This window comes from Rhodococcus sp. MS13, from assembly GCF_013277835.1.
Taxonomy (GTDB): domain Bacteria; phylum Actinomycetota; class Actinomycetes; order Mycobacteriales; family Mycobacteriaceae; genus Rhodococcus_F; species Rhodococcus_F erythropolis.
This window is the reverse complement of the sequence record NZ_VBTL01000006.1, coordinates 94,542-119,027: the sequence shown is the minus strand read 5'-3', so window position 1 is coordinate 119,027 and position 24,486 is coordinate 94,542. Positions and strand designations below refer to the sequence as shown.

The window sequence follows — 24,486 nt, the reverse complement described above, 5'->3', positions numbered from 1 at the left end:
CCACCATCCGAGGTGAACCTCAAATGTTGTCGGTTGCGGCGTCGACGAAGTCAAGAAGTGCGAACGAATGAGTCCCGTGTAGGTTACCGTGCAGCAAGGGCGGTCTAGATCACTCCTCCATCCACCGCTGGGCAGGACGACAACGGATTGAAAGAAGAGGCAGTGTCAGAAACATTCGGAAGATCAGGAGCGGAACCCTATGCAAGAAAGAAGGTTTGAAGCATTCGATGCTCTGCGACGGATGTCGAATTAGCTCGAGTGGGGCGCTGCCCGTGATCTGCTGACGTCTATCTCGGTGCTTCCTGGCGGACGCTGATGCCCTGCTCGTCCAAGTAGGAGTTGAGTTCGAAGAACTGGAGCAGTTGCTCTCGCATCTCCTCAAAGTTCGCGCCACTGTCCGGCCTAGCTCCGCACTGGAGAGGCTCCGCCATCGTGCAGATTCCTATCAGCTCTGCCAACGGACAACCGGTGGCCATCGCGATAGCGAGTAATTCGTTCGCCTTCGCAGGCTGGGTGCCAGCGATGATGCGCGAGAGAGTGGACACGGAGATGCCAGCCTTGTCGGCCAGTTCGCGTCGGCTTGCGATTTGGGCAGCGAGCCTCGCCTTCTCGATCCGCGCGCCAGTCGAGGGTGCACTCATCAGAGATCACCTCCTCAATCGCGTACTCGGCGATCAAATCAGAGTATGTGCGCCGGCACCATCGCAGCAAGAATCTTCGCTAGATTGTGAGCCGCGACGTCCCGTTTGGCCTACCTTCTACCGGCGTCAACTTCCAATCCGGTCAAGTCAGTCGCGGGACAGAGCCAATCATGGAGCCGAACCGGAACAGGACCCCCACCCAATCATTGATCGGAGCGATGACACACGCTTGCCCGACAGCAATCACGCTGCTCCACCACATATTTCAAATGTCGCATACCTAATTCGACGGTCGAATCCGTTGTGGAGTACCGGGCCGAGCCGGTACTCTGTGTGACATCGGAGGTGCGCAAACCAGCTAGTCGAACCACGGCGAAGGGATGGCGCACTCCATGATTGAACTTCCGTCGGCTCATTTTGGGCGACGCACGACGAGGAACTTCGAACCGGACGACACCGTGCGGGTTGAGGTCCGACTGCCCGTGAAGACTGCCCAACGCCTCTACGAGCGCGCACGCCTGTCCCAGCGCACGCTCAGTGCAGTAACTGCTGAAGCTCTTGACGCTCTTGAGTGCGAGTGCTCGCGACGAAGCCGTGACGGTCCCTAGCCCTTCTGGGCATGGAAAAAGCCGGGCGACAACCCGGCTTTTCCTCAATTCTCAACAGCGGTTCCCGCCGCTGCCTCACCCAAACTCACCTTTTTGACTTGGAGGTTTGTTATGTCTATTTCAGCCTGCCCATCGGGCGTTGTCAAGGTTCTATTCGTTGCGGATCGACTCCTTGAACCGGCAGATCGACCTGTACTCGACCACTGTGCCGGGCTACCAGTCTGGGGTCCACGATGAGATCGCCGCTGGTACCAGGTACTTCTGTGAGTGCGCGCCGAGGGGTTCGTCGCTCACCCAAACAGATCACTGCGCACCTCCGCCGCGCATTGCCCCGCCGGGACGCGCTCGACGCACTTCGCGATCCACAAATCCGGGCCAAGGCCGTCGCCGGATGCAGCGTGATTTTGTGGGACGGCGCAGACACCCGCATTGCGCCGGTAGCAACCCTGACGAGAACGAATGTTGAGTCCGTGATGCCGGTGCGCCGGCTGGGATCACATATGCATTCACGCTCCAATCTGATGATCCATACGACCCGGTTTGCTGGCCTACCAGCTGTGGTGTGGGCCGAATCCAAACCCGAGCAACTCTGGATGATGGAACTCGACCGCCGAGCCGACGTGCACCGCTATCAAAGCCAGGCCTGTGTACTGTCTTGGCCCGTTGGGGAGCGGTGCATCCTGCAGATACCGGACCTCCTGGTGTCCTGCGAGGCGGGGGTGGAGATCATCAGCGTGCGCGCCGACGACAACATGGGCGAGTACGCGCGAGTGATTCTGACCGAGCTACTTCCGGAAACGCTTCGGGCGCAGGGCATCGACTACCGCGTGTGTGGGACGATGCCGCACCAGCGAACAGTGAATCTTCGCCTGCTCGGCGCGCTCCGGTGGAAAGCGCCTGCCATGAAAGAGCCTTGGTGGGTGGCGGGTAACGACATTCGGTCAACGAAAAGCCTTGGTGCAGTGTCGGATGTGTTCGGCGGCGGTCCGGTAGGACGTGGACGGGCTCTGCGGGCGCTCGCGCAGTGCCATCTCGACATCGATCTCGACCGGCCCATCACGCAGGCGTCGGAGGTGGTGTGGCGATGAATACCAACACCTTCGGTCTGGGAACCCGCTTCGAGGTGGACGGGCAGCTATGTACGGTCATCTCGATCGCGGCGACACTGACCCCACCAATTGCGACTCTGCGAAATGATGCCGGAGAATACATCGAAATCGCTCTGCTGCAAGCTATTTGGATGTTGAATGACTTCTGCATGATCGATCAGCCGAGGATCACCGACACCAACGACAGCGACCTACTCGACGACCTACCGACGCACGTCAAGTTGCAAACGATCGAACGAGCCGCACTCGCACGCACTGTGATCCACGGGGACCCGTCAGGAGTTGTCGGCCCCGACAGCGATCCTCGGTACAACCCTGCACTGACCACCCGGCCATCGAGACTCCGGACGCTGACCCGAGATCTCGCAGGCACCCGTGGATACTCACGCGCTCAGTTGTATCGCATGGTTTCGGATTTCGAGAGCGGCGGCATCCACGCGCTCATTCCTCGTCACGCTGACAAATCGCGCCCCGACGACCCGAGATTAGGTCTCCGCGAGGACACATTGGACACAATCTACCGAGTGTTATTGGACCTGGCGAGGCACAAGTCGACGGTGGGTCTCCAAGCGAGGAAGACGCGAGTACTGCGAGAGCTTGACCACCTGAGAATCAACGACCCGCTGCTCACATCTTTCCGCCTCGAAGCTGTCGTCCGGATGCTGTCCACCGAACTGACTCTCGCGGGCACAGCACGGACTCGTCGCACCAACAACGCCCGGGCCCAACGCGGATATCGCAGGCCGGCCCCGTCGATGCCCGGCGAGAGAATTGAAATTGATGCCACCGAACTCAACGTGTGGATTAGATGCCCCGACACGGGAAAGGAAATACGGCCATGGATCAGCGTCGCCGTGTGTGTGGCAACTAGACTGGTCACGGTACGGGTCACAGCTGAGAAGCCATCGGGCCGGGACACGCGGATGCTGCTCTTCGACGTGATGTCGCCGCTCGTCCTACCTGAAATTGCCCGCCCCCACACTCTTGCGCTCGGTGTACCCCGAGAAACGCTGGTCCATCCAGGGATGGGTATCGGCGTGCTGGTCATCGATCACGGCAGTGAGTACGAGAATTACCGTGTTGTCGATGCGCTGGCCCGGTGGGGTAGCACAATCGAACTGGCACGAACCCGACGCGGCATGGACAAGCCCTACGTCGAGTCTGTGAATCGGTCACTAGCCATCATGCAGCAGAACCTCGATGGTTTCACCGGCGACGGTCCCGAGAACCGAGGCGACGATGTCAATGCCACTCTGACATTGTCTGCGGTGCAATCGATCTGCAAGGAATGGGCGATGACCTACTATCCGCATCTTCCTCACAGCGGACTACCGTCTGCAACCAAGAAGGGGCACTTTTTGACTCCGGCCCAGCGGTATGAGCAATGCTTGATTCGGGGTGGTGATCTGCACGTGGCTCCCCACCCGATGACGTGTTCGGTTTCCTCGACTGTGCCGACCTTGCAGTGTCTTCGGACGGCGTTCATTATCGAGACTTCCGCTACGATGGACCGATACTCAATGAAGTTCGGAGAGGGTCCATCTCGCCGTTGGCTCGGCCTGGACGCAAGCGCCGGTTCTTTTACGACAGCTACGACAGGTCTCGGATGTTCTTTCGAGACGACTTCGACGGGCGCTGGCACACCCTCACCGCCATCCACGACGACGGCACGACATTTCCTCCGTTCAGTGACCTTGTCGCAGATGACTTTTCGCAGTTCCTCGGGGGCAATCGGTTGACCCGCGAAGAGCGAGACAACGCCGAAGTCGCCTTCTGTAAGTTCGCTGACGAATTAGCCGAACACGAACGCAAACGTTGGTCCCTTGACCGCGCCCGTGTCGCGAACTCAGCTCCGGTCCCGCAGTCGAACCCCGGAACGACTGAGACAAGCGGCATCGGCATGCCGGCACTACCGCCAGTCGACGTGGACACTTTCGCGATCTGGGATCTCGAGCCAGCCGATACCGACGAGGTGTGGTGACCCATGGCAATTCAGACAACATCTGCCATTCGTTCCCTCATGGCAGATCAGCCACCCGTCCTACAGAACCGCGCAGACTGGCCTCGACTGCGGCGGCGAGACTCTGCCGATGCGCCGCCGTGCGGGATCGACGGTGATGGGATCACACTCGCCCGATGGATCAGATCGATCGGCCCCATCGAGACCTCCGACATCCAAACGATCGAAAGCGACATGCGCAAGTTGCTCGACCACAACGCCACTTCGGTGAATGCGGGTCGTCGATGGGTCGCGATCAACGGGCCATCACTCGTCGGAAAAACACAGGCGACCACGGCCGCCATGCTCCGAATACATGACGACCTACTCAAACATCCTCACGATCCAGGAAAAGGTATTCGAGCCGAACACATACCGGTAGTTTTCGTCAGCGATGCGGGCGCAAGCTGGCCGACACTCCTACGAGCTATCGGCGCATTCGCCAGCGTACCGAACACCAGGCTGGCGACGGGGGCCGACATGCTCCGACAACTACGAACAGTGCTGCCCAGCATCGGAACTCGGATGATCGTCGTCGATGACGCGCACATGCTTCGCCGCGTGGGTGCCGCTCGTGATCTGACCGACAACCTGAAAATGACGGTCGACGCGCTTCCTGTCAGTTTCGTCTTCGTCGGAGCCGGACTCGAAAACAGCGCCCTCCTCAAACGGACGGATCGCTCAGCGGACGAATACTCCGCAGCAGTACAGCTCGCTGGTCGAATGTATCGTCGCGATCTGACGCCGTTCGTCGACACGGACAAAACTCAAATGCGAGCCTGGCATCGACGCATCGGTGCACTGATCAGCCGACTAGAACTCATAGACGGACTCGACAGCAGCGAACTCCGTGACGCGACGTTCGCCGCCAACCTCTTTCACGCGTCCGGCGGCCGAACAGGCCTGTCCCTCGAGCTACTCAAGGACGCCACTATCGCCGCAATTACCCACCGCCGGCGCCCCACAGTCAATGACCTCATAATCGAATCCAAGAGAAAGGCCGCCGAATGATTCCAATCCAAGCCGATCTTCTTCACGACGAGTCACTCGATTCTTGGATCGAACTTCTCGCCGATCTCAACGGGTGCCGCCCACGCCACATCACAGGCCGCAACGACACCATCAACAAGGACAAAGCCCTACCCCTCACCAGGTCCGTCGACGACCCCTCGCTCCTCTACATCTCCGAGTGCACCGGCGTGGACCCTGACCGATTGGCCGAGGCGACACTACGTCGATACAAGCCCGTCGGGCTCGCGAACGTCACGCGTGATTCATCGACCGGCTCATGGTCTCAGGTACGCGGAACCGGTTACTGCCCCACATGTCTCATCGACGACGATCTCCGCTGGAAATTGCCTTGGCACCTGCGCTGGATCAACATCTGCGAGGAACACCACACAGTGCTGAGAGACAACTGTCCCGCGTGCGGATCGAGAGCGCGTGACACGCGCACACACCACCCACGCACTACCGGCTCCCGGATATCCGCATGGCGCCTGAGAAGATGCATTCACGGATGTGCCACCGAAATCCTGGCCCAGAACACAGCGCACACAATCGAAATCCACTCTGCCGCTTACGACGCGCATTCATCGCTCACCAGAATTCTGCACACCAACGGCGCTTCATGCGCATACACCGACGGCGAGTTCCTCAGCGCGGAAAGCATCCTCACAGACGCCTCGCTCCTGACCCGGCACGCTCTCAACGCCATGACCTACGTCGACGGCGTCGGAACCATCCCCGACAGCCCGGACCCAGGAGCGTGGACTCAACAACTGAGTCAGTCGGACTTCGTCAGCACACCCATGGGCCGAAGTGGAGTATCCGAAGTGACAACCCCACAGTTTCTCATCGCACAAACCGCGGCGATCGGCATCCTCACCACCGCTTCCAGCGGCAGAGACTTAGTTGATACCTGGTTGTCACCATCGCGAATCACACACATCATCGACCATCTACGACGAACGAACCACGCCACCTGCACCGTCCACCTCGAACGGTTACTCAGCTGGCGACGACCGCCACAAACCGGAACCGTCTTGAGCGACCGGCTCGGACGTCGCCGACCACAGCATTCCGCGAAGGCATTGACAAACGCCACCACACGAGCGATCGACGCGATGAATCTTCCCTCCTGCATCTGGAGGCAGGTACGCGACAACGCTCCCGAACTCCCCGACCGAGTCACACGACTCTTCCCCCTCACCGCACCGATCGCACTCGCCTCAATGGGACGCAAACCAGACTACAAACGACTCGCCCAGGAATTCGGCCTTGACTACAACGCCGACGAAATCCGCTATGCGCTAAACCATCTCATCAGCAACGAACATGGGAACGAAATATTCAACTACCTTCAAAACCTGCACGCGCATCTGCTGTCGTGCCCGCCACCGATCGACTACCGGAGGCGGCGCCACCTCTTCCCCGCGCCATCTGACATCGGACGTAACCACACCAGACTTCTCGCCCGAGCAGCAAACACTTACCTGACCACCGCATTCACGTGGAAGATCCAACGCTATATCTGGCAGCTCCTGACCGGCAGCGACCCGCTCGTGACCTACGGAGCCGCTCTGCTCCACGGCCCCGCCGCCTACAGCTACCGCAAATTCGTCCTGACGATGCCGGTCGACCTCCAAGACAAGTCCGGCGAAGTCGCCCAACGCCTTCTACTGAAGCACCGAATCGGTGAGCCAACAAGCTACACACCACAATTCAGCATGAATACCGGGGCATGGGCACCCTTCGGACGCGAAGAACGCTACCTCCCCGACATCGGTCGCACCGATCTCCGGCGTACGAGCCTCTCACTCACACTCGCAGCATCCACTGCAGGCGACCCCGAAGAACTCGTCCATCTGGCACTCGCCGGCGAAAAGATTGCAGCACTTCGACTCTGCCGATTCGCCGACAGCGCCCACTGCAAGCTCGATGGCGACGCTGCCGCGATGTTCGGGGTCCGACCCACCCAGATACACCGGGAATACACCTACCTTGCCAAGGCACTCGGAACCGACGTTTTCACACGAGATACCAGCCACGGGCCACGCCAACTCACACCGACCGGCACGTCGCTGTACCACCTCGCGCGGGCGAACATCGATCGCCTCCGGCAGATAGCCAGCTGCGAACCACCCCGACCAACCTAAACCCCCAACGATACCGACGCCTTGCGGTTCGCATTTGCCCGCAAGGCGTCGCTGTGTGCAGGAAACAGTGTTCTGCCTCGCAGCAATTCCAACCTTCAGAAGTTGAGAGTGTACTCAGCCTGCATTTGTCTCAAATTCACAAAACTGCAGGTGTTTGTCTCAAAATCTCATGATGTCCGATTTTTGTCTCATCACCAGACGATGGCGGCAGTGTAGATTCCGGATCTATTTGTCAGATCAACCGGCGACTTTCGAAAAATTCCGCGACAGTTGTCGCTGAAATTCCGGGTAAAGATGACCTTTTTCGACAGCTGAGAACAATCCACCAGCAGTCGGTCAACACTGCCCCTTCTCCCTTGACTCGACGTGATGAAACCGTTAGTAACAGAGCCACGAACAAGGCACGGGGTGTCAGGATTCACCAGTGTGTCGACGACCGGGAGTAACTGCCGATGGAAACTGTTGACTAGGTTCGAAACTTTCCAGCACCAGGCACCAACTCGACAGGTGACCGATCGCCATGGTTCGGCGACAACGGGTGTGGCCGCGACTTCCCACGACCATCCCGAGCGCTCCAAGGGGCAACACCCACCCCTACATACTTTGCCAGCGGAGATCGTCCATGTCGTTTCCAACCTCAGCCGTCGTTGATGCAACGAAACACCCACTGGCGCTTTGCAACGATTGCAACATGATGTGGTCGGCAACCCACCAAGCCGCAAAAAGCCACGGTCTGCCCATCGCCGTCATGCACGGCCCATTCGCCGCCGCAGACATGTACAAACTGCAAGCCTCACGAGCGAAACCCCGCACCTCCTACGCATGCATGCCCGACACCACACCCCTGTACACGGCGCTTCTCGAACAGGAACCCGGATCCTACAGGGAGAAAAACGCCGCACCCGATCACGACTTCCGCCTGATCGTCAGTACCGCCGACGCGAACTCCGATCTCGGACGCAACCAAATTGCCCACGAAATCAACGCAGGCTCACACGTTCGGATGCATCCAAACCCACCGAGCTTCTTCTGGATACTCGACCACACCCGCATCGGAATCCCCCGCACTTAGGGACAAGCATGGCCAAGCAGCATCATGGCTATCGATTCCCCCACCCTCGCGCAGACGATGACCTGGATCTATCACCGCATCTGGGAGGAAGCAGTACCCGTCACCGCGCACGACCAGCCATCGGAAAACCCCTAGGACCCCATTTTGCACCTGATGAACTCCGGCATGACGATGGAATCAGACTCAACCACACTCGGGGTGACAGCCCGAACCGGTCGCCGCCGAGTCGCCGACGCGATGAACCACTACGGCGTCGTCAGCCACTTCTCCCTCGGCGCCGCCTGGAGCGCATCACACCACCGCCAACACACCGGCACAAAGCAACCGGCGCCGTTCGAAACCGCTTTGTCCTTCGACCCACGTAACAGGCTGGAAAGCAACGTCATTGAGGATGGATACACGATCACCCGCCAGTCGAACCGCGCCGCACGAATAGCCGACGTAGAAGTCGAATTCTTTCCGATACGGATTGCGTTCAGGTGGAAGCGTTGCGTTTGATCCATCCCCACGCAGCAGTCGCGACGAGGAGAACTATCCCGATGATCGCCAGCCAGAACAAGCCTTTTACAACCAAGCCCACGACCACGAAAACCAGCCACACAACCACTAGGAAACCTATGAGACCCAACATCTTTACATCTGTACACCGAATCCAACGACCACGCATCCCCAACTTCGCGCCACTGCGCAGACAACAATCGAGTATCCACACAGCCGGACGCGGGATGGAGCGCCCACGACGAGAGTTGATACTCATATCTGCCCACCGAGCCGGCCGTGACACGTTCACTGCAAGCGGCCAGTTCAACCCGGACTCCCGCAGACGGCGCATTACTCGATGCGCTGAACACCCTCCTCTCGAAGTGATCACAGTGAGGCCCGGCACCGAACCGCGCGCAACACACCTAGCAGTGCCCCGGCCACGTCCCGACGGACGTACCAACTGTTGGCCATAATCGTGCATGCGAAAAGGAAGACGACTGTGGCCGACGAACGCCGCCGCGGGGTTCGTCTTGCTTGTCATCGCCGGAATACTCGTCGTGATGTCCATCTACGGCGGTCTCTACTACTCGCGTCACCGGACACCCGCGGACGGGTTTCCGATCAGTCTCACCTACCTTCACCGGCACTACAACCGCAGCGGCGACCCCGTCGCCGACATGCCACGATCTGCAAGTGGATACGACTACTCGAAAGTCGACCACCTCGACGAGGAGAACATCGACCTGTACGCCGCAGTTTCACCGGGGCAACCCGTCACCACTAATCAGCCCGTCACCATCCTCGCGCGAGACGAGAACGGAACCTTCGTCCCCTACACACTCCAAGGCGGGCCCTGACAACAACTCCGCGGAACCAACCGGGTGACCACAGATCGCACCACCCCCGCCGACAAATGACAACCGCATCGGTGCCCGCTTCTGGCACGACAGCCACCCATGACTTCTAGGCGGGACATGCGTTCACTCGGCTCGGAATTCCTGCTGCTACCACACTTCTCGTATTGCTCGGATCCTCCATTGTGGGTCCGATTCAAGCGCTCCAAGAGCCTGTCGCTGTCACCGTCCGCCCCGTCAGCGATGCGGCGTACCCATGCGGAAGTGTCGCCGAGCTCAACTTCACACACGTCCGCTGGGCGGAGGAAGAAAATGCGAATGATTCGGCCGCACGCCGACTTCCTCCCCTGGAACCTTTGTGCGTTCAGTCGCTCGATGAAACGAAGAAGCACGTCCTCGCGCTCAGTGCCGTCCCTGCCCTAACAGGTGTCGCCATCATCGTGAGCATTGTCCGGATGATGCTGGCGTTCACACGAAGAAACGGCACCTGGGATGAATGGAAGCTGTTGCCGCCGATGACGAATCCAGTCGCCATCTCTGTGGCCTTCGCCGCAATGATCATGGTCCTTGTGACGCGGCCGCTCCAGTGACGGACACCGGCAGGTCGACAGCTCAGGGGCCTCCCTGCAGCGAGTAGCCGTAGTACTCGCCATCTCGCCAACGCAGATAAATGACGGTACTGGTCTCGTAACCGGTGTATCCGATGACCGGATAGCCGAAGGGCATCATCGTGTCGATCTCCGACTGTCGATCCGGTTCCGGAACTTCGCCCAACCGGGGGGAAGAGGTTGCGCTGGTAGTCGCGCCCGTGCATTCTCATCCGCTCCGGTGTATGCAGTGGCCAGGTCACCGAATGATAGTTGGACGCGAACCACAGATAGGCCACACCGATCGAGGCCACCAGAACGACGACCACGATCATGACGACCCGCTTCAGCGGATCTGCCCAGCACAGTTCCACCGCGTCCACGAATAGCACCGAACGCGGAAGGTGAGCTTTCTCGCTGTCGCCCAACACCAGTCGAGTGTCCCGCACTGATCGCTGCGGGTAAACCAACGACCTCGATCGACAATCGAAGACCCTGCCGCCCACACAATGCAACGCATTCAATTTCAGAAAAACGTCACCATACTCGGCGGGCTGCTCTACGCGCTCAGCGACGCTTGACCACCCTCCGGATTCTGACCCTCGAGCTCCGTCCCGGACGTCACACCACGGCCCGGGACGTCAGCGGAGAGGTTCGAGCACGGTCGGGTCGTTGTTCCCGGGGACTGTTCACGGCGGTCGAAGCTTCGTAAGGTTCCTGTTGCAGAGCAACATGATCCGGGTGGCCGGCGTCCCCAGTCGCTGGTTACCTCACGGTCGTGGGTCACGTCCGATGAAGGCCAGAAATCGAGTCTGAACGTCGGAGCCGTCAGGCACATCTACCCGTGGCCCGTACTGGCCGCTGGATCGCAGCACCTCATCCCAGGACTCCATACCCGCGAGCATCATGGCGCAGCGTTCAGGGTCGAGGGTCTCGTCCTGACCGGTAGCGCGCGCCAGGTCCCAACTGTGCATGAACACGTCGGCGGTGAAGAACTGCGCCACAGCCTGAGGCAAGGGCGCCTGACCGGTGTTCGGATGGGAGAAGACTTTGTCCCCGGCAGTCGGATCATCGAGCACCGCTTGGACACCGTCGTTGAAGATGCGCCACGCGGCTGCCGGATCGTCATCGACGTCCGGACCGGCGGGCAATGTGATGCCGGCGCCTTCCTGAAGGAACGGCGGAAACCATTCGACGAGGTGGCGAACAACGTCGCGGGCATTCCAACCCTCGACCGGCGCGGCCCTGTTCCAGGCTGCCTGATCGGGTACACCTTCGACGATTTCGGTGAAGCGGCCAGCAAGTTCGCGGTACTCCTCGGCTGGGGTCTGATCAGGGGTCATCTGGTCCTCAGTTCTTCTGAATTGCGCCGGAATACATTTGCTGATGCCTTGCGACATGGTGGCTCTCGGGATTAAGAATGCGGCCTCTATCTCCTCTGTCGTCGGTCCGCCCACCACCCGACCATGAGCACCGTACCCGTCGTCGTGACCAAACACGGCCGCAACTGCATCCGATGCGGCCAAACCCTGACGATCACGATGCTCGAACGACCCGCACCCGACACCCGACCCCACCCGAGAAGGATTCGTGGACTGCCCCAACGGGTGCACCGGTGCCATCGACCCGCGAGAACCAGACACCCACAACCCTTCCGAACCACAGCTGGCACCTCGTACCCCGGGCTCAACACAGGAAGTATCTGGCCACGGAACGCAAGTCCATCCTTCAAACCTTGCTCAAACTGCACAGCACTGCTCACGACGACAATGGGAGTGCTCGGTTGCCACGGAACCGATTTCACATAGATCGAATACACGGCATTCCAGTGCATCGTTGCCTTCAGTGGCGTTCACCGTGAGACCGACCACCCCCATCGAGACCTCGCGACGCTTACAGTCGCCATCGTCGATTCCCGAGAGCGTCGAACGATAGAGCGAGTCAGCCTCGGATGAGCAGACGCGCCAGGATGAAAGCCGCCGCGATAGCAGTACCTGTGGAAATTCCTTCCCACACGCTGCTACTCGTGACACCAGTAGTCACACCAAAGAAGGTGCCCGCTGACAGTGCAAGTACACCGTCGACACGCGCCGGACGATTTTGGTACATGCCACCAATTCTCGCACCAGTGACTGGTCGAATACCTCGCAACCGAGGTAAGCGACCCACCCGATAGCGGATCATGGGCGTCGTATCCGCAGCATCCGTAGGCGGGTGAATATCTGAAATTCATTCGCGTCTGCGGCCTCACGACATCGCACATTTTCACCGAACGGGTTCACAGCGATGCCGAAGGCGTTATTTCGCCCGAGTCCTCATTCCAGGTCAGATCTACCAGGAGTCGTGCGAGAGCAAATGCGGCCAGCCAATTCGGCAGCGCAAAGGTTCGACGCACCTCTACGCGGGCATTCTCACACCAGACAACGAAGGACTTTCGCGGCCTATGCGATGTACCGACACAGCCAAGTGCGCGACGGGCTCACGCGGAGGATTATGCATGACATGGATGATTTTTCGGTGATCGGCTGCCTCGGTTCGTTGATGGTGGCGACCCGCGGATCTGCCGGCGCCGGGGAGGTACTACTGGCGGTGCGCGGATCGAAAGAGGCATACCTGGCGTGGTCGGACGAGCCGTTGCCGAAGGGCACCGAGGTGTTGGTGATCGACATCCTCGGAGCGCGGACCGTCCAGGTCGAACCCTGGCCCGGACTCAAAATGTGACGCTCGATCCGCAAACAACACGACCTGAGGAGCCAAAACATGTTCGGCTACAGAGTGCCTGCACCAGATGAAGCAATGCTGATCTCCGGAGGCAGAAGCAAAGGTGAGGCACCGTTCCGTGTGGTCACCGGACACGGCGCCTACATCATGCCGCTCCTTCGCAAAGTCCGGTTCCTCACACTGGCCATGTGCGAGGCAGAGGTGGAGGAAACATGCGTCACCCAACAAGGGATCAGCCTCAACGTACGGGCAGTCATCGCGTTCAAAGTGGGCAATGACACCGAAAGCATCATCAGCGCAGGTCAACGCTTCCTCTCCGACCAGGACCAGATGTCGGTGCTCACCGGTCGAATCTTCGCCGGCCACCTACGATCGATCATCGGATCAATGACCGTGGAGCAGATCATCAAGGAACGCCAAAAGCTGGCGACCGAAGTCCTCGACGGCTCGAAGGAAGAGATGGTCAAGATCGGGTTGACCGTCGACGCACTACAAATCCAGTCCATCGACGACGGCTCCCTCGGCTATATCCGCGCGATGTCCGCACCACACAACGCTGCAATCCAACAACAAGCACAGATCGCCCAGGCAAAAGCCAACCAAGCCGCCGCCGAGGCCGAGCAGGAATCACAACGGAACCAGGCCCAGTACGCCCGCCAGACTGCGATCGTGCAGGCCCAATACAAAGCCGAAGTCGACAAGGCGCAGGCCGAAGCAGCGCAGGCAGGACCATTAGCGCAGGCACAAGCACAACGGGAAGTGCTCGCAATGCAGACCGAGCTGGCACAGAGGGCCGCCGAGCTCCGGCAACAAGAGCTGGTTTCCGAGGTGGTCAAGCCCGCAGAGGCAGAGGCCGAGAGAGTGCGGATCCTGGCGCTGGCCGAGGCCGAGAAGATGAAGATCCAGGCCGAAGCGGCAGCCTCACACAACCGTGTCGCCCTCGATCGCCTGTTGATCGACCAGCTCCCCGAGATCGTCAAACAGGCCGCCCAAGGATTGTCAGGGGCAAACCTGACCGTCCTCAACGGCGCCGACGGACTCGGCGAGATCGCCACCGGACTCGTCGGGCAGGGCCTGGCAATCTACGACTCCCTACGCGACAGCCTCGGGCAACACCAGCCGACCGAGGACACCACCGGCCGCGGCGAACTCAACACACTACCCACACGTACCCGCTCCACCGGCTTCTCGTCCACTGAAGAGAACTGACGCCACACACAGACACCGCGAACAACACCGATCTGCCTGTCCACGTCGATTCGCGAGAGCGCCCCACCAGCGGGGTAGAAGTACAAGTCCATGTCCGCGCCGCTACTGAACGCGCGACGGTCCTCCAAATTCAGCCCCTGAACCCATGAGTGATGGTTCCCGAGCGGAGCGCAGATCCCCAATCAAGTGAAGGGCCCGCCCGCGACGATCAGCGCATTGTCGCACTCCTACGACGGCGTATGAGAGTGTCTTGTTCAGACCGGTGTGGAGGGAAGGATGATGTCGAGCCTTGTCATCGCCTGGGTGGACGAAGGCGCCGACTCCGGATCGCCCATAGTGGGCGATAGCTAAAAACGCACACCGGAACCCTCAGGACGGTCCTCAGCGCGTTTTCGGTGCCGTGGTTGCACGACATGAGCGCCCATCCAGCATACGAAGGATCACCGCGCCATCACCGGGACCCCCACCTCATTACGACGACGAAACGGAATGGTCCAGGGCGGATCGTAAAACCAAGCGACCGGCTCGCCGTTCGGAACCCACGCAGTTTTCTCCAACACGCGGAGCAGTTCGGCGGTTCGCGCAGCGACCGTCCCCCGGCTACGGTCACCGGAAAAGCGCAGCACCGCCACCGTCTCGGCAGCAACCTCCACGAGTTCCACGCCCTGTTCCTCGGGAGTGGGCAGAGTGTTCATCGTCGAGTGCGACGGCATGTAAAACTGGACTATCCACGAGTCGCCCGGACCTCGTACCTGCGATACCGGCGCGGTCATCGCGATCTTCGACTTACTCATGTTGGCACCGAAGATGTAGCCGGCCAGACGCCGAAAACCTGCATTACGGGCGCTCTCCTCATCCCCCGGCACTGTGGTCTCGGCTGCGATACGCGGACCGTACCGGTCTGCGATACGCGGACCGTACCGGCGGATCTCGAGCCCCTGAATCTTCCCCAGGACGTCATAGCGAGGCTCTTCAGTGCCGCCGCGAACACCTACCAACGAGCCGAAACCCTTCGCCACATCAGCCACCATCGACACCAACCGCACCTCGTCCTGCTATCGGAACATCACTGGGCAGTAAAAGGGACCGGAAGCTTCTCAGCCGAGATCGGCAGCCCCACACCAGCCCGCGGCGCGAAGAAGGAACGTCTGGACGTGGCCTGTGCCGCACACACCGCGCTGGCACGCCGAGTACCAAAGCAGCCTCGAACTCCGAGAAAAGATCCACACTCCGTCCGCCACCCACGAGGAATAGTCTCCTCGCCGCAGCACAGGACGGCCAACGACACTCGAAAGCCTGATCGTAAGCGCACGTCAGAGTCGTTGTGGGACACCGTAAGTGATCACTGTGTCACCGCTGGACGTCACCGCTTTCGCGTATGGTCGGATAGTCACCGGGCCTACAGTCCCCTGCACATATCCGTGAATCCCGGCTAGTCGCACGGTTGCTTGCGGACCGTCGAACGACTGGTCCGTCAGCAGCGGCGCATCGGTGATTCCGCCCGGAGCCAAATTGATATCGAGTTGCTGTGACGGAATGATGTTGCCACCGATCCCTGCCGTACCGCCCACATTCAGGTCAAGCGTCGGATTCGGCACGATTCCGACATTCAGATGGTTATCACTCGTCAGGGCCCAATCGAGGTTGGGCGAATTGAGTGTGACGGTCCCACCGGTCAGAGCGATGGGGTAACCGATCTGGTAGCCGATCGTCAGCTTGGTACCGGTGAAACCGTCGGCACCCGGACCGTCGATCTTCACGCTGGCAACGCCGTCGTGGAAGAACTCGACACTCAGCGGCGAACTGTCGAGCGGCGGAACAGTACGGATGACAGTATCCATCTGCAGGACTTCTATCCGGTGCCCTTTGGAATCGACGATCGAACTGGTGTTGTCGACACCGGCCGACGCCGTGGTGCTACTCAGCACGATGGCAAGGAAAGCCGCGACCCCAACCGCACCGATCCTCGACCTGGTACCCACTGCTCCGCCGACCCGTGAAACCCTCATACACAAGCACCATCCATCCAATTGTGGCCCTGCCGCCGACCCCCCACGCCTTCCGAGATCGGAATCCGTCGCGGCGGCACGAACGAATTCGCCGCCGACGTCGACCGAGAGCCCATTCGAAGTACCCAGATAACAGCATCAAAATACCCACGCCACACTGTTACCAAACGGAAAGTTGAAGGGCCCATACCGTTTTGGTGACAGGTTTTCGCCACCGAAGGGAAGCGGTGTCGCATCTGAGTCGAATAGTGGCATCCTGATTTGGTCGGAGGTCGTCTCGACCTGCTGAAGGTAGGGTCTCCCAGTCCGGTGGAAGCTAGTAACGCGAGGCGCATTCCGTACGAATCTCCTATTTGCCGTCAACCGAACCAATTCGCACCGGCAAAGCAGAACCGCTCGGAGGGATGTTCAAGTGAAGGGGAACCCTGAACACGCATCTCCATCCGATGACCTGCATTCCGGCGGAGACAGTGGTCGAAGAAGCCTGATCCTCCATACCGGAAGGATGGTTCTTCTCCTCGTCGCGGCCGTCGCGCTTGTGCTTGTGCTTGTGCTTGTGCTTGTGCTTGGGACCGTCGAGCACCTCGATGACCACCACCACCAATGGATCGTTGCCCTTGCAGTCGCCGCGCTGTTCGTCGCCCGCGGAATACGTCTGGGCAGACCGGTCAGGGCAAAGCACGCAGCCGGGTGTGGCCACGCTAATACTGTCCTCCGTTGTCGCCTACAGGACCGGATACGCCGGGTTGGGTCACCGCTACTCGCTCTAAGCGGACTTGTGTTGATGAGGCCGATGACCAGTGGAGAGTCGGAGGCGATGGAACGCCACCGCGCCAAGCACATGACACGGTGACCCCTGCGCAGGGCGAACCCTCGCTGCCCCTGCCCCTGCCCCTGCTCCTCGCCCCTGGCTCACAATCCTCGAGCACTTGACGAATCGGACTGAAATCCGTCGAAAGGACAAACGAGCCCGCCCTCGGGGGCCCGTGTCCCAGGGAGCGACATCTGGAGGCGGGCCGCGCGCCAGACACCGCCCGAAGATCTAGTGCGCCAACGACAAGATATCCAGCTCGACCTACCGCCAACATGGTGCACGACACGAAAAAGTAGTGCTCGTCGATGTCGCATACCTATAAGTGCGGCGCAAATTCGCCTTCGGGGGCTCACCGACGAGCCGACTGCGAGACGTCGTCGGTGAGCCGTGCGCACCAAACTGTTGCACTCTTCCGATGCGCAGATCAGGCAACCCCTGCCGGGTCTGCTATCGATCAGTGGGTTCCCGGTGCGGCACCCCCGAAACCGTTCCCCGCAAAGCCCCTGTACCTCTGCACCAGCAGTCCCAAACCTTAGAATCCGATGACGCCCCGACTTCGAGAAGTCGGGGCGTCATCTGCCAGTGGCTCACCCTCCAGTAGTTCGACGAACCAGTGCCGACGCTACGTGTCGGTTCCTGAAGGAACACTGAACAGGGCTTCGAGTTTCAGTGCGAGGCGGAACTTCTCGCACTGTTCAGCGGATTTTCGTCTGCCGAATGGCCCGCCAGGCTGGGGTTAGGTGTCATGCCTGGCGGGCCTCTGCGTACTGAAGTCCGGGGACGTACGCAGACGGGGCAGCTCACTGGTCGGTGTCGGACACCTCCGCAGCGAGCGATAGCGCTGCCATGTCGGGATGGCAGTGCGAGGATGAACTATAAAGGGCGGAAACTGAAGGGAAGCTGAGAGTTTCGCAAAGGTGGCCCGCCGGAATCTGCGGGTCGTGTGTCAGGGAACGCGCTGCTCAGAAAACCCCGCCAACGCTGCGGGTGAACGCGACTTCGGCGGGCGGTGCGCATCCGAACTGTCAGGGACAGACGCGCAGCATCGTTGGCCCACCCGATCGACCGCTGGGGTTCCAGCGGTCGGGGCCACCGTCGTCCAGTGAATTCGTCAGGGCAGCCCGAGGGGCACGGACTGAGCGGCGCGTTTCACGATCGCGTGCAGGCCGCATCAAACGCGATGGGCGATCGGTGGGGTCTAGCTCGTCGAGCAGGCTGAGGGCAGCAGCGACGGTCACCCGTCATCTGTCGAGCGTAAATCGTTGTCAGAACCGCATCCAGGCAAACTGCCGCGCACTCACCGATTCCAGTGCCACTATGGGCGATGTGGCCGACCTGTACAATCCGACACCCGAGAACGCATCTCGCGATGTGTCGCTACCGAACGGTTCACCGCGGTTCTCGAGCCGACGGTGGACAAAGATTCGGGAAGCGTGGGAGAACAACCTCGACCCGGGCGAACGCTCTGCGGTGTGGGCGTGGACCGCGTTCACCGTGACCTTTGGCGGTGTGCGTGTGCTGACTCACTGGATCAGGGCCGGGCACGGTCCCAGCGGTGGGGGAATGAGTATCGGCGGCAAGCATTTCCACCATTACAACATCGGGATCGGCATGCTCACCGGCCTCGGGGCCGTCGCGTTGCGCGGCACTGAACGGCACCGTCGCCATCCCGCGGCCGCAATTGCTTACGGCGCCGGATCAGCATTGATCGTCGATGAGCTGGCGTTGCTTCTCGATCTGCAAGATGTGTACTGGGCCAACGAGGGACGCATCAGCGTCGACGCCGCGATAGGCGTCATCGGCGTCGGCGGCCTCGCAACCGCTGGGTTCGAGTTCTGGCCAGCTGTCCACCACGCGATCTGGGACCGCCCGACCAAGGACTGAGCCTCCCGCCCTCCCCGGCGACAGAGAATCGGCCACCGAAGCCGGCGTCGTCCGACTGCCGCTCATCTTTCGAGCGGCAAGCCCACGTTCGACACCCTTATCGTCACTCAGCGCCTGTATCCTCACCGCTCAAGGGGCCGGCCAGGGTGTTTTGGTCGATGAGGGTGCATCCCTGGCCGGCCCCCTCCCTGATTACCGGTCGACTGGTCGGGGGTATGCCGAGACGAGAACATTGCGGATCGAGAGGCATCTCAAATGAAGGACGTACGGCGCGCCATGACCGATACGGAGCTGGTCGCGGAGCTGAACAGGCTCGAGAGTCAGAACGAATTGGGTCGGTGCGAGGAGCTCCGATTGCAGATCGTCCGTGACGAGCTGGTCTGTCGTCAGTCCGAATCCCGCCCACCGGTCGGCATGTAACCGACACCAGCTCGCGGCGTTCAAGGGGAGAGGTCAACCGTCTGGCGGAGGTGCGCTTCTGCTGGAAACTTATGCGTGAATCACGTGAGCCACTCACATCCGTCTCCCCGCCGTGATTCGAGTACCTCACGCACTGCGCTGAATTCGGCCGAAACCGAATACCAGCGTTTCTTTGAGCTGGCGATCGCTTTCAGTGTTTCTTCAGCAGCGGCGGGTCATTGTGGCGTGCAGATCACGGCCAACCACAGGAGACTTCATGGGAACCACCGACCTACAGTCCGCACCTATCGCGCCCGGAATTCGAGCTTCGGACGCCGACCGCGAGCGGACGGCCGCCGCCCTCCATGCCGCCGCTTCTGCCGGCATGCTCACCCTCGCCGAGGTGGACGAACGCTCACAGTTGCTGTACGCGAGTCGGTTTCGCCACGAACTCGAATTTCTGGTGCAGGACCTGCCCACCGATACGCCACCAGAACGCACATCAGTCGTCGACGGCTCACTCAGCGACCACGTTCATGCCATGTGGGCAGCCCTGGTCGGTCTGCTTTTCGCCTGCGGGGCGCTGGCTCGGAAACACCCTCGAATCACCTCGGCGGCAGTGCTCACGTTGGCGGTTGTACTCGGCGTGCTGCTCGCCTTCGCCGGAACCGACATGCACGAGCATATGCAGAAAACCGGTACTCACTGACATCGAACTGAAGCGGCCAGCGTCACTGTCCTTCGAACCCGACTCGCTTCCTTCGCGCATGGCCTGAACATATGGCCACAGCCCAGAGCCCGGGAGACAGAAGCGAGCATTTCGCCGCGACAACCGCACTCTGCGCTCGGGACACATACCTGCGATCGGCCTGAACCCGTTCCCCTGCAACCAATCCGCCGTTGCTGCAATAGACCAGAGGGGTACCGGTTTCGTCGTCGCCTCGCTCCACAGGTGCCGCATCAGGACATCCCCTCTCTCACCCAGTGGACCCGCCACCAGCCACCGCCGCTACACAGCAAGCGGCGACACGGATCATTAGGTTTGCCAATCCTGTATGTACCATCATTCCCCTGAAGACGGCTGGAAAAGGTCCCGCTGCGGTAAAGAAGGACAATCGATGAGGATACGAATCGGACTGATGTCGGGGGTCGCACTGGCCACCGCAGCGGTGCTGACGATTTCGGGGTGCTCGAATTCCGGTTCGGACGGCGGGACGGACCCGGGCACGGCCACCAAGATCACCGTGTACAACGCGCAGCACGAGTCATTGACGCAGGAATGGGCCGATGCTTTCACCGCGGAGTCCGGAATCGAAGTAGAACTTCGTAACGGCAGCGATACCGAGCTCGGCAACCAGCTCGTCGCCGAAGGCGACCGCTCGCCGGCAGATGTGTTTCTCACCGAAAACTCGCCCGCAATGACACTTGTCGAGAATGCCGGGTTGTTCGCCGACGTGAACCAGAACGTCCTCGATCAGGTGCCCAGCCAGTACCGGCCGTCGAGCGGTAAGTGGACCGGTATCGCAGCCCGTTCCACCGTCTTCGCCTACAACAAGGACATGTTGAATCAGGATCAGCTGCCGAAGTCGCTGCTCGAACTGCAGGATCCCGCGTGGAAGGACCGGTGGGCCGCTTCGCCCTCGGGTGCAGACTTCCAGGCGATCGTCAGTGCGCTGCTCGAACTCAAGGGCGAGGACGCCACCCGGCAGTGGCTGGCGGGAATGAAGGACAACGTCCGCACCTACAAGGGCAACAGCACGGTGATGAAGGCAGTCAACGCCGGGGAAATCCCCGGTGGTCTCATCTACCACTACTACTGGTTCGGCGATCAGGCGAAGACCGGTGAGAACAGCAACAACGTCGCACTCCACTACTTCAAGAACGAGGACCCCGGTGCATTCGTCAGCGTCTCCGGTGGTGGCGTCCTGAAGTCCAGCTCGAAACAGGATGCGGCGCAACAGTTCCTCGAGTTCGTCACCGGCCATAAGGGTCAGGAGGTCCTGCAGACCGGGACATCGTTCGAATACACGGTGGGCAGCGGCGTGGCAGCGAACCCGAAGCTCGTTCCCCTCACCGAACTCCAGGCTCCACAGGTCGACCCTGCGAAGCTCAACAGCCCGCAGGTCACCGAGCTCATGACCGAAGCCGGCCTGCTCTGAATCTCGCACTGATCGGTCGGAGGCGGTCGGGGCACGCAAACACAGTGCGTCCCCCGACCGCCCGAACGCCGATGCCACTCCCCTTGGCGGTTGCCGCGCTCATCGTTGTGGCCGCATCGATCATCCCGCTCGGGTACGTAATCGTCGAAAGCTTCGACACGGGTTGGGATACCGCATCGGCGCTGCTGTTTCGACCTCGGGTCCGGGAATTGCTGACCAACACGGTGATGCTGGTCGTGGTCACGGTGCCGATCTGCATCGTGACCGGCGTAATCGCCGCCTGGCTCGTCGAACGCACCCGGGTGTTCGGGGCGAAGGTCTGGGCGGTCCTGCTCGCGGCGCCCCTGGCCGTTCCCGCGTTCGTGAACAGTTACTCGTGGGTGACCACGATTCCCTCCCTGGGCGGTTTGCACGGGGGCGTCCTCATCGCGACCCTGTCGTACTTCCCTCTCGTGTACATCCCCACGGCCGCGACACTTCGGCGGCTGGATCCGGCCGTGGAGGAATCGGCGCGCGCGCTCGGTGCCGGGCCGTGGGCAGTGTTCTTCCGCGTCGTGGTACCTCAGCTGCGGCTGGCCATCGCTGGAGGAGCGCTGCTGGTCTCGTTGCACCTGCTCGCCGAGTACGGTGCGTTCGTCTTCATCCGGTTCGATACGTTCACCACCGCGATTTTCGAGCAATACCAGTCGACGTTCAACGGAGCTGCGGCCACCATGCTCGCTGGTGTCCTGGTGTTGCTCTGCCTCACTCTGCTGGTGATCGAATCTGTGGTCCGGGGCAGTGCGCGGTACGCCCGCATCGGCGCCGGAGCCGCCAGGCCCGCCGTGCCCGCCGAACTCGGCTGGGGGAATTCGCTGGCCGTCCTGCTCTTCCTCGGAGTGCTGATCGTACTGTCCGTCGGCGTCCCGGTGATCAGTGTCCTACGCTGGCTGGTCATCGGCGGGGCGGCGGTCTGGAAGCTCGATACCGTCGGCTCCGCGCTGGTCCAGACCGTCGGCTTCGGCATCGCCGGCGCCGTGGTGACGTGTGTTCTCGCATTTCCGATCGCATGGATTTCGATTCGCCACCGCGGGCGATTCAGCCGGTTTTTGGAAAGCTGCACGTACATCTCGAGCTCACTGCCCGGCATCGTGGTGGCACTGGCGTTCGTCACCGTCTCCATCCATTACCTACATCCGCTCTACCAAACGGTCACCGTTGTCATCGCGGCCTACGCACTGCTGTTCCTGCCGCGCGCGCTGGTGAACCTGCGAGCGGGGTTCGCGCAAGCGCCCATCGGCCTGGAGGAAGCCGCGCAGTCGCTCGGTGTCTCGCCACTGTCAGCATTTTTCCGGGTGACGCTGCCGCTGGCAGCCCCCGCCACGGCGGCGGGCGGAGCGCTGGTGTTCTTGGGGATCGTGAACGAGCTGACCGCCACCCTGCTGCTGGCGCCGACCGGCACCCGCACCCTGTCCATGCAATTCTGGTCGCTGAGCAGCGAGATCGACTACGCCGGCGCAGCACCGTACGCGCTGATCATGATCGTGCTGTCGCTGCCCATGACTTACGTACTCTTCACCCAGTCGAAAAAGGTAGCCGGACTATGACCAACGCACTCGAAGTGGCAGGGCTCGACAAGAGGTTCGGCTCCGCGGCAGTCCTCCACCAGATCGCGTTCGGCGTCGAGGCCGGATCCACCACCGCTATTGTCGGGCCGTCAGGCTGCGGGAAGACCACGTTGCTCCGCCTGATCGCCGGGTTCGAGAAACCGGACGCCGGCACCATCGCCCTTGCCGGCCGTATCGTCGCAGGCGGAAATTGGACGCCCGCGCACCGACGGTCGGTGGGATACGTCGCCCAGGACGGAGCGCTGTTCCCGCACACCACTGTCGGCGCCAATGTCGGGTTCGGGTTGCCCCGCCGTGACCGGACCGCGTCGAAGGTCGCCGAACTGCTCGAGATGGTGTCGCTCGATGCCTCCTACGCGAGCCGGCGACCCGACCAGCTCTCCGGCGGGCAGCAACAGCGCGTGGCGCTCGCGCGGGCACTGGCCCGCGAACCGGAACTGATGCTGCTGGACGAGCCGTTCTCCGCGCTCGACGCCGGCTTGCGGGCCACTACCCGGCGGATCGTCGCCGATGTCCTGGCAAAGGCCGGAATCACCACCATCCTCGTCACCCATGATCAGTCCGAGGCTCTCTCGTTCGCTGATCGTGTGGCGGTCATGAGCGCCGGACGCCTCGCGCAGATCGGTACCCCACGCGAAATCTATTCCACCCCCATCGATGTCCCCACCGCGCAGTTCATCGGTGACGCCGTCGTTCTGCCGGCACAGGTCGTGGAAGGCACAGCCCACTCTGCGCTCGGCGATATCGCTGTGTCGCCGACTGGCATCCACGGCGACGCCCGCATCATGGTGCGGCCGGAACAAATCGAACTCACCCCGGACGGCGCAGGCATATCCGGGACGGTAGTCGACATCGAATACCTTGGATCCGAGATGCTGCTCGGCATCCGCCTGGACACCGCAAGCGGAACAGACGCCGAACGAGTCACGGTCCGCCGTTTCGGTGCCACCGCTCTCACTCCCGGAGACCGCGTCGGCATCCGAGTCGCCGGCCCCGCCGTGACATACCCCGCCTCAGATCCGAACGCATCAGGGATCCGGAGGAGGACCGCAACTACGGACCCATCTTCAAGACGCAGCCCCTAGTCTCGCCCGGCGTGCTGGTACACCCACCTCTGATGCCCAATCGACTGCCTGGTCGGTCTCACGGTGCGAAGCCAGCCGGAGACAGAAT

The 24,486-nt window shown here is 61.2% G+C and carries 20 protein-coding genes; 14 read left to right on the top strand and 6 right to left on the bottom strand.

The window, feature by feature from the left end:
- Positions 1-287: 287 nt before the first annotated feature.
- Positions 288-641: a helix-turn-helix transcriptional regulator gene (locus tag FEZ59_RS14190; protein WP_172932809.1), complete on the bottom strand. Its 354-nt coding sequence runs from the start codon at positions 639-641 to the stop codon at positions 288-290.
- 871 nt (positions 642-1,512) lie between these two features.
- Here FEZ59_RS14190 and FEZ59_RS14185 point away from each other — a divergent pair.
- The 5 genes from FEZ59_RS14185 to FEZ59_RS14165 all read left to right on the top strand — a co-directional run bounded on the left by FEZ59_RS14185 (position 1,513) and on the right by FEZ59_RS14165 (position 8,587).
- Entirely contained in the window at positions 1,513-2,337 is an 825-nt protein-coding gene (locus FEZ59_RS14185; protein ID WP_172932808.1) for a hypothetical protein, read from the top strand.
- A complete protein-coding gene (locus FEZ59_RS14180; RefSeq protein ID WP_172932807.1) occupies positions 2,334-4,097 on the top strand; it encodes a DDE-type integrase/transposase/recombinase in 1,764 nt (587 codons plus the stop codon). Before FEZ59_RS14185 ends, FEZ59_RS14180 begins: the two co-directional genes overlap by 4 nt.
- A 245-nt stretch (positions 4,098-4,342) precedes the next feature.
- Positions 4,343-5,368, top strand: a complete 1,026-nt coding sequence (locus FEZ59_RS14175) for a TniB family NTP-binding protein (RefSeq protein ID WP_172932806.1) — start codon at positions 4,343-4,345, stop codon at positions 5,366-5,368.
- Positions 5,365-7,515, top strand: a complete 2,151-nt coding sequence (locus FEZ59_RS14170; protein ID WP_172932805.1) for a TniQ family protein — start codon at positions 5,365-5,367, stop codon at positions 7,513-7,515. Before FEZ59_RS14175 ends, FEZ59_RS14170 begins: the two co-directional genes overlap by 4 nt.
- A gap of 691 nt (positions 7,516-8,206) precedes the next feature.
- Complete coding sequence (locus tag FEZ59_RS14165; protein WP_172932804.1) at positions 8,207-8,587, top strand: hypothetical protein; 381 nt, start codon at positions 8,207-8,209, stop codon at positions 8,585-8,587.
- A gap of 475 nt (positions 8,588-9,062) precedes the next feature.
- Here FEZ59_RS14165 and FEZ59_RS14160 read toward each other — a convergent pair whose 3' ends face one another.
- Positions 9,063-9,218, bottom strand: a complete 156-nt coding sequence (locus FEZ59_RS14160) for a hypothetical protein (protein ID WP_172932782.1) — start codon at positions 9,216-9,218, stop codon at positions 9,063-9,065.
- 331 nt (positions 9,219-9,549) lie between these two features.
- Here FEZ59_RS14160 and FEZ59_RS14155 point away from each other — a divergent pair, with 331 nt between their 5' ends.
- Together FEZ59_RS14155 and FEZ59_RS14150 are read left to right on the top strand one after the other, a co-directional pair.
- Positions 9,550-9,927, top strand: coding sequence for a hypothetical protein (locus FEZ59_RS14155; protein WP_050656565.1), 378 nt, complete (start codon positions 9,550-9,552; stop codon positions 9,925-9,927).
- Between the two features lie 437 nt (positions 9,928-10,364).
- Positions 10,365-10,514, top strand: a complete 150-nt coding sequence (locus tag FEZ59_RS14150) for a hypothetical protein (protein ID WP_172932803.1) — start codon at positions 10,365-10,367, stop codon at positions 10,512-10,514.
- 767 nt (positions 10,515-11,281) lie between these two features.
- Here FEZ59_RS14150 and FEZ59_RS14145 read toward each other — a convergent pair.
- A complete protein-coding gene (locus tag FEZ59_RS14145; RefSeq protein ID WP_042922110.1) occupies positions 11,282-11,854 on the bottom strand; it encodes a TIGR03086 family metal-binding protein in 573 nt (190 codons plus the stop codon).
- A gap of 1,159 nt (positions 11,855-13,013) precedes the next feature.
- Here FEZ59_RS14145 and FEZ59_RS14140 point away from each other — a divergent pair.
- The gene (locus FEZ59_RS14140) at positions 13,014-13,232 is read left to right on the top strand and encodes a hypothetical protein (protein WP_042922052.1); all 219 of its coding nucleotides are present in this window, start codon (positions 13,014-13,016) and stop codon (positions 13,230-13,232) included.
- Between the two features lie 39 nt (positions 13,233-13,271).
- The gene (locus FEZ59_RS14135; RefSeq protein WP_082239173.1) at positions 13,272-14,441 is read left to right on the top strand and encodes a flotillin family protein; all 1,170 of its coding nucleotides are present in this window, start codon (positions 13,272-13,274) and stop codon (positions 14,439-14,441) included.
- A gap of 440 nt (positions 14,442-14,881) precedes the next feature.
- Here the strand turns inward: FEZ59_RS14135 and FEZ59_RS14130 are convergent, their stop codons facing one another.
- From FEZ59_RS14130 to FEZ59_RS14120, 3 genes are all read right to left on the bottom strand, one after another.
- Positions 14,882-15,487, bottom strand: a complete 606-nt coding sequence (locus FEZ59_RS14130) for a heme-binding protein (RefSeq protein WP_082239170.1) — start codon at positions 15,485-15,487, stop codon at positions 14,882-14,884.
- Positions 15,488-15,754: 267 nt separating this feature from the next.
- Positions 15,755-16,450 carry an MspA family porin gene (locus FEZ59_RS14125; RefSeq protein WP_050656563.1) on the bottom strand — a complete coding sequence of 232 codons (696 nt, stop codon included), beginning with the start codon at positions 16,448-16,450 and terminating at the stop codon, positions 15,755-15,757.
- A gap of 349 nt (positions 16,451-16,799) precedes the next feature.
- Positions 16,800-17,150 (bottom strand): hypothetical protein, encoded by a 351-nt coding sequence (locus tag FEZ59_RS14120; protein WP_042922051.1) that lies wholly within the window; start codon positions 17,148-17,150, stop codon positions 16,800-16,802.
- A gap of 1,485 nt (positions 17,151-18,635) precedes the next feature.
- Here FEZ59_RS14120 and FEZ59_RS14115 point away from each other — a divergent pair.
- The 5 genes from FEZ59_RS14115 to FEZ59_RS14095 all read left to right on the top strand — a co-directional run bounded on the left by FEZ59_RS14115 (position 18,636) and on the right by FEZ59_RS14095 (position 24,398).
- Positions 18,636-19,148 carry a hypothetical protein gene (locus FEZ59_RS14115; protein WP_042922105.1) on the top strand — a complete coding sequence of 171 codons (513 nt, stop codon included), beginning with the start codon at positions 18,636-18,638 and terminating at the stop codon, positions 19,146-19,148.
- 676 nt (positions 19,149-19,824) lie between these two features.
- Positions 19,825-20,256 carry a DUF1707 domain-containing protein gene (locus FEZ59_RS14110; RefSeq protein WP_051649579.1) on the top strand — a complete coding sequence of 144 codons (432 nt, stop codon included), beginning with the start codon at positions 19,825-19,827 and terminating at the stop codon, positions 20,254-20,256.
- A 409-nt stretch (positions 20,257-20,665) separates the two neighbouring features.
- Complete coding sequence (locus tag FEZ59_RS14105; RefSeq protein ID WP_042922050.1) at positions 20,666-21,706, top strand: iron ABC transporter substrate-binding protein; 1,041 nt, start codon at positions 20,666-20,668, stop codon at positions 21,704-21,706.
- Between the two features lie 71 nt (positions 21,707-21,777).
- Positions 21,778-23,292, top strand: a complete 1,515-nt coding sequence (locus FEZ59_RS14100) for an iron ABC transporter permease (RefSeq protein WP_172932810.1) — start codon at positions 21,778-21,780, stop codon at positions 23,290-23,292.
- Positions 23,289-24,398, top strand: coding sequence for an ABC transporter ATP-binding protein (locus tag FEZ59_RS14095; protein WP_082239165.1), 1,110 nt, complete (start codon positions 23,289-23,291; stop codon positions 24,396-24,398). Before FEZ59_RS14100 ends, FEZ59_RS14095 begins: the two co-directional genes overlap by 4 nt.
- Positions 24,399-24,486: the final 88 nt, after the last annotated feature.

Bases quoted from the DNA above. Each gene is read 5' to 3' on its own strand.
- FEZ59_RS14155 (WP_050656565.1), top strand. From the start codon at position 9,550: ATGCGAAAAGGAAGACGACTGTGGCCGACGAACGCCGCCGCGGGGTTC.
- FEZ59_RS14140 (WP_042922052.1), top strand. From the start codon at position 13,014: ATGGATGATTTTTCGGTGATCGGCTGCCTCGGTTCGTTGATGGTGGCG.
- FEZ59_RS14135 (WP_082239173.1), top strand. From the start codon at position 13,272: ATGTTCGGCTACAGAGTGCCTGCACCAGATGAAGCAATGCTGATCTCC.
- FEZ59_RS14175 (WP_172932806.1), top strand. From the start codon at position 4,343: ATGGCAATTCAGACAACATCTGCCATTCGTTCCCTCATGGCAGATCAG.
- FEZ59_RS14145 (WP_042922110.1), bottom strand. From the start codon at position 11,854: ATGACCCCTGATCAGACCCCAGCCGAGGAGTACCGCGAACTTGCTGGC.
- FEZ59_RS14160 (WP_172932782.1), bottom strand. From the start codon at position 9,218: ATGTTGGGTCTCATAGGTTTCCTAGTGGTTGTGTGGCTGGTTTTCGTG.
- FEZ59_RS14110 (WP_051649579.1), top strand. From the start codon at position 19,825: ATGGGAACCACCGACCTACAGTCCGCACCTATCGCGCCCGGAATTCGA.
- FEZ59_RS14095 (WP_082239165.1), top strand. From the start codon at position 23,289: ATGACCAACGCACTCGAAGTGGCAGGGCTCGACAAGAGGTTCGGCTCC.
- FEZ59_RS14190 (WP_172932809.1), bottom strand. From the start codon at position 641: ATGAGTGCACCCTCGACTGGCGCGCGGATCGAGAAGGCGAGGCTCGCT.
- FEZ59_RS14105 (WP_042922050.1), top strand. From the start codon at position 20,666: ATGAGGATACGAATCGGACTGATGTCGGGGGTCGCACTGGCCACCGCA.
- FEZ59_RS14125 (WP_050656563.1), bottom strand. From the start codon at position 16,450: ATGAGGGTTTCACGGGTCGGCGGAGCAGTGGGTACCAGGTCGAGGATC.
- FEZ59_RS14165 (WP_172932804.1), top strand. From the start codon at position 8,207: ATGATGTGGTCGGCAACCCACCAAGCCGCAAAAAGCCACGGTCTGCCC.
- FEZ59_RS14180 (WP_172932807.1), top strand. From the start codon at position 2,334: ATGAATACCAACACCTTCGGTCTGGGAACCCGCTTCGAGGTGGACGGG.
- FEZ59_RS14100 (WP_172932810.1), top strand. From the start codon at position 21,778: ATGCCACTCCCCTTGGCGGTTGCCGCGCTCATCGTTGTGGCCGCATCG.
- FEZ59_RS14170 (WP_172932805.1), top strand. From the start codon at position 5,365: ATGATTCCAATCCAAGCCGATCTTCTTCACGACGAGTCACTCGATTCT.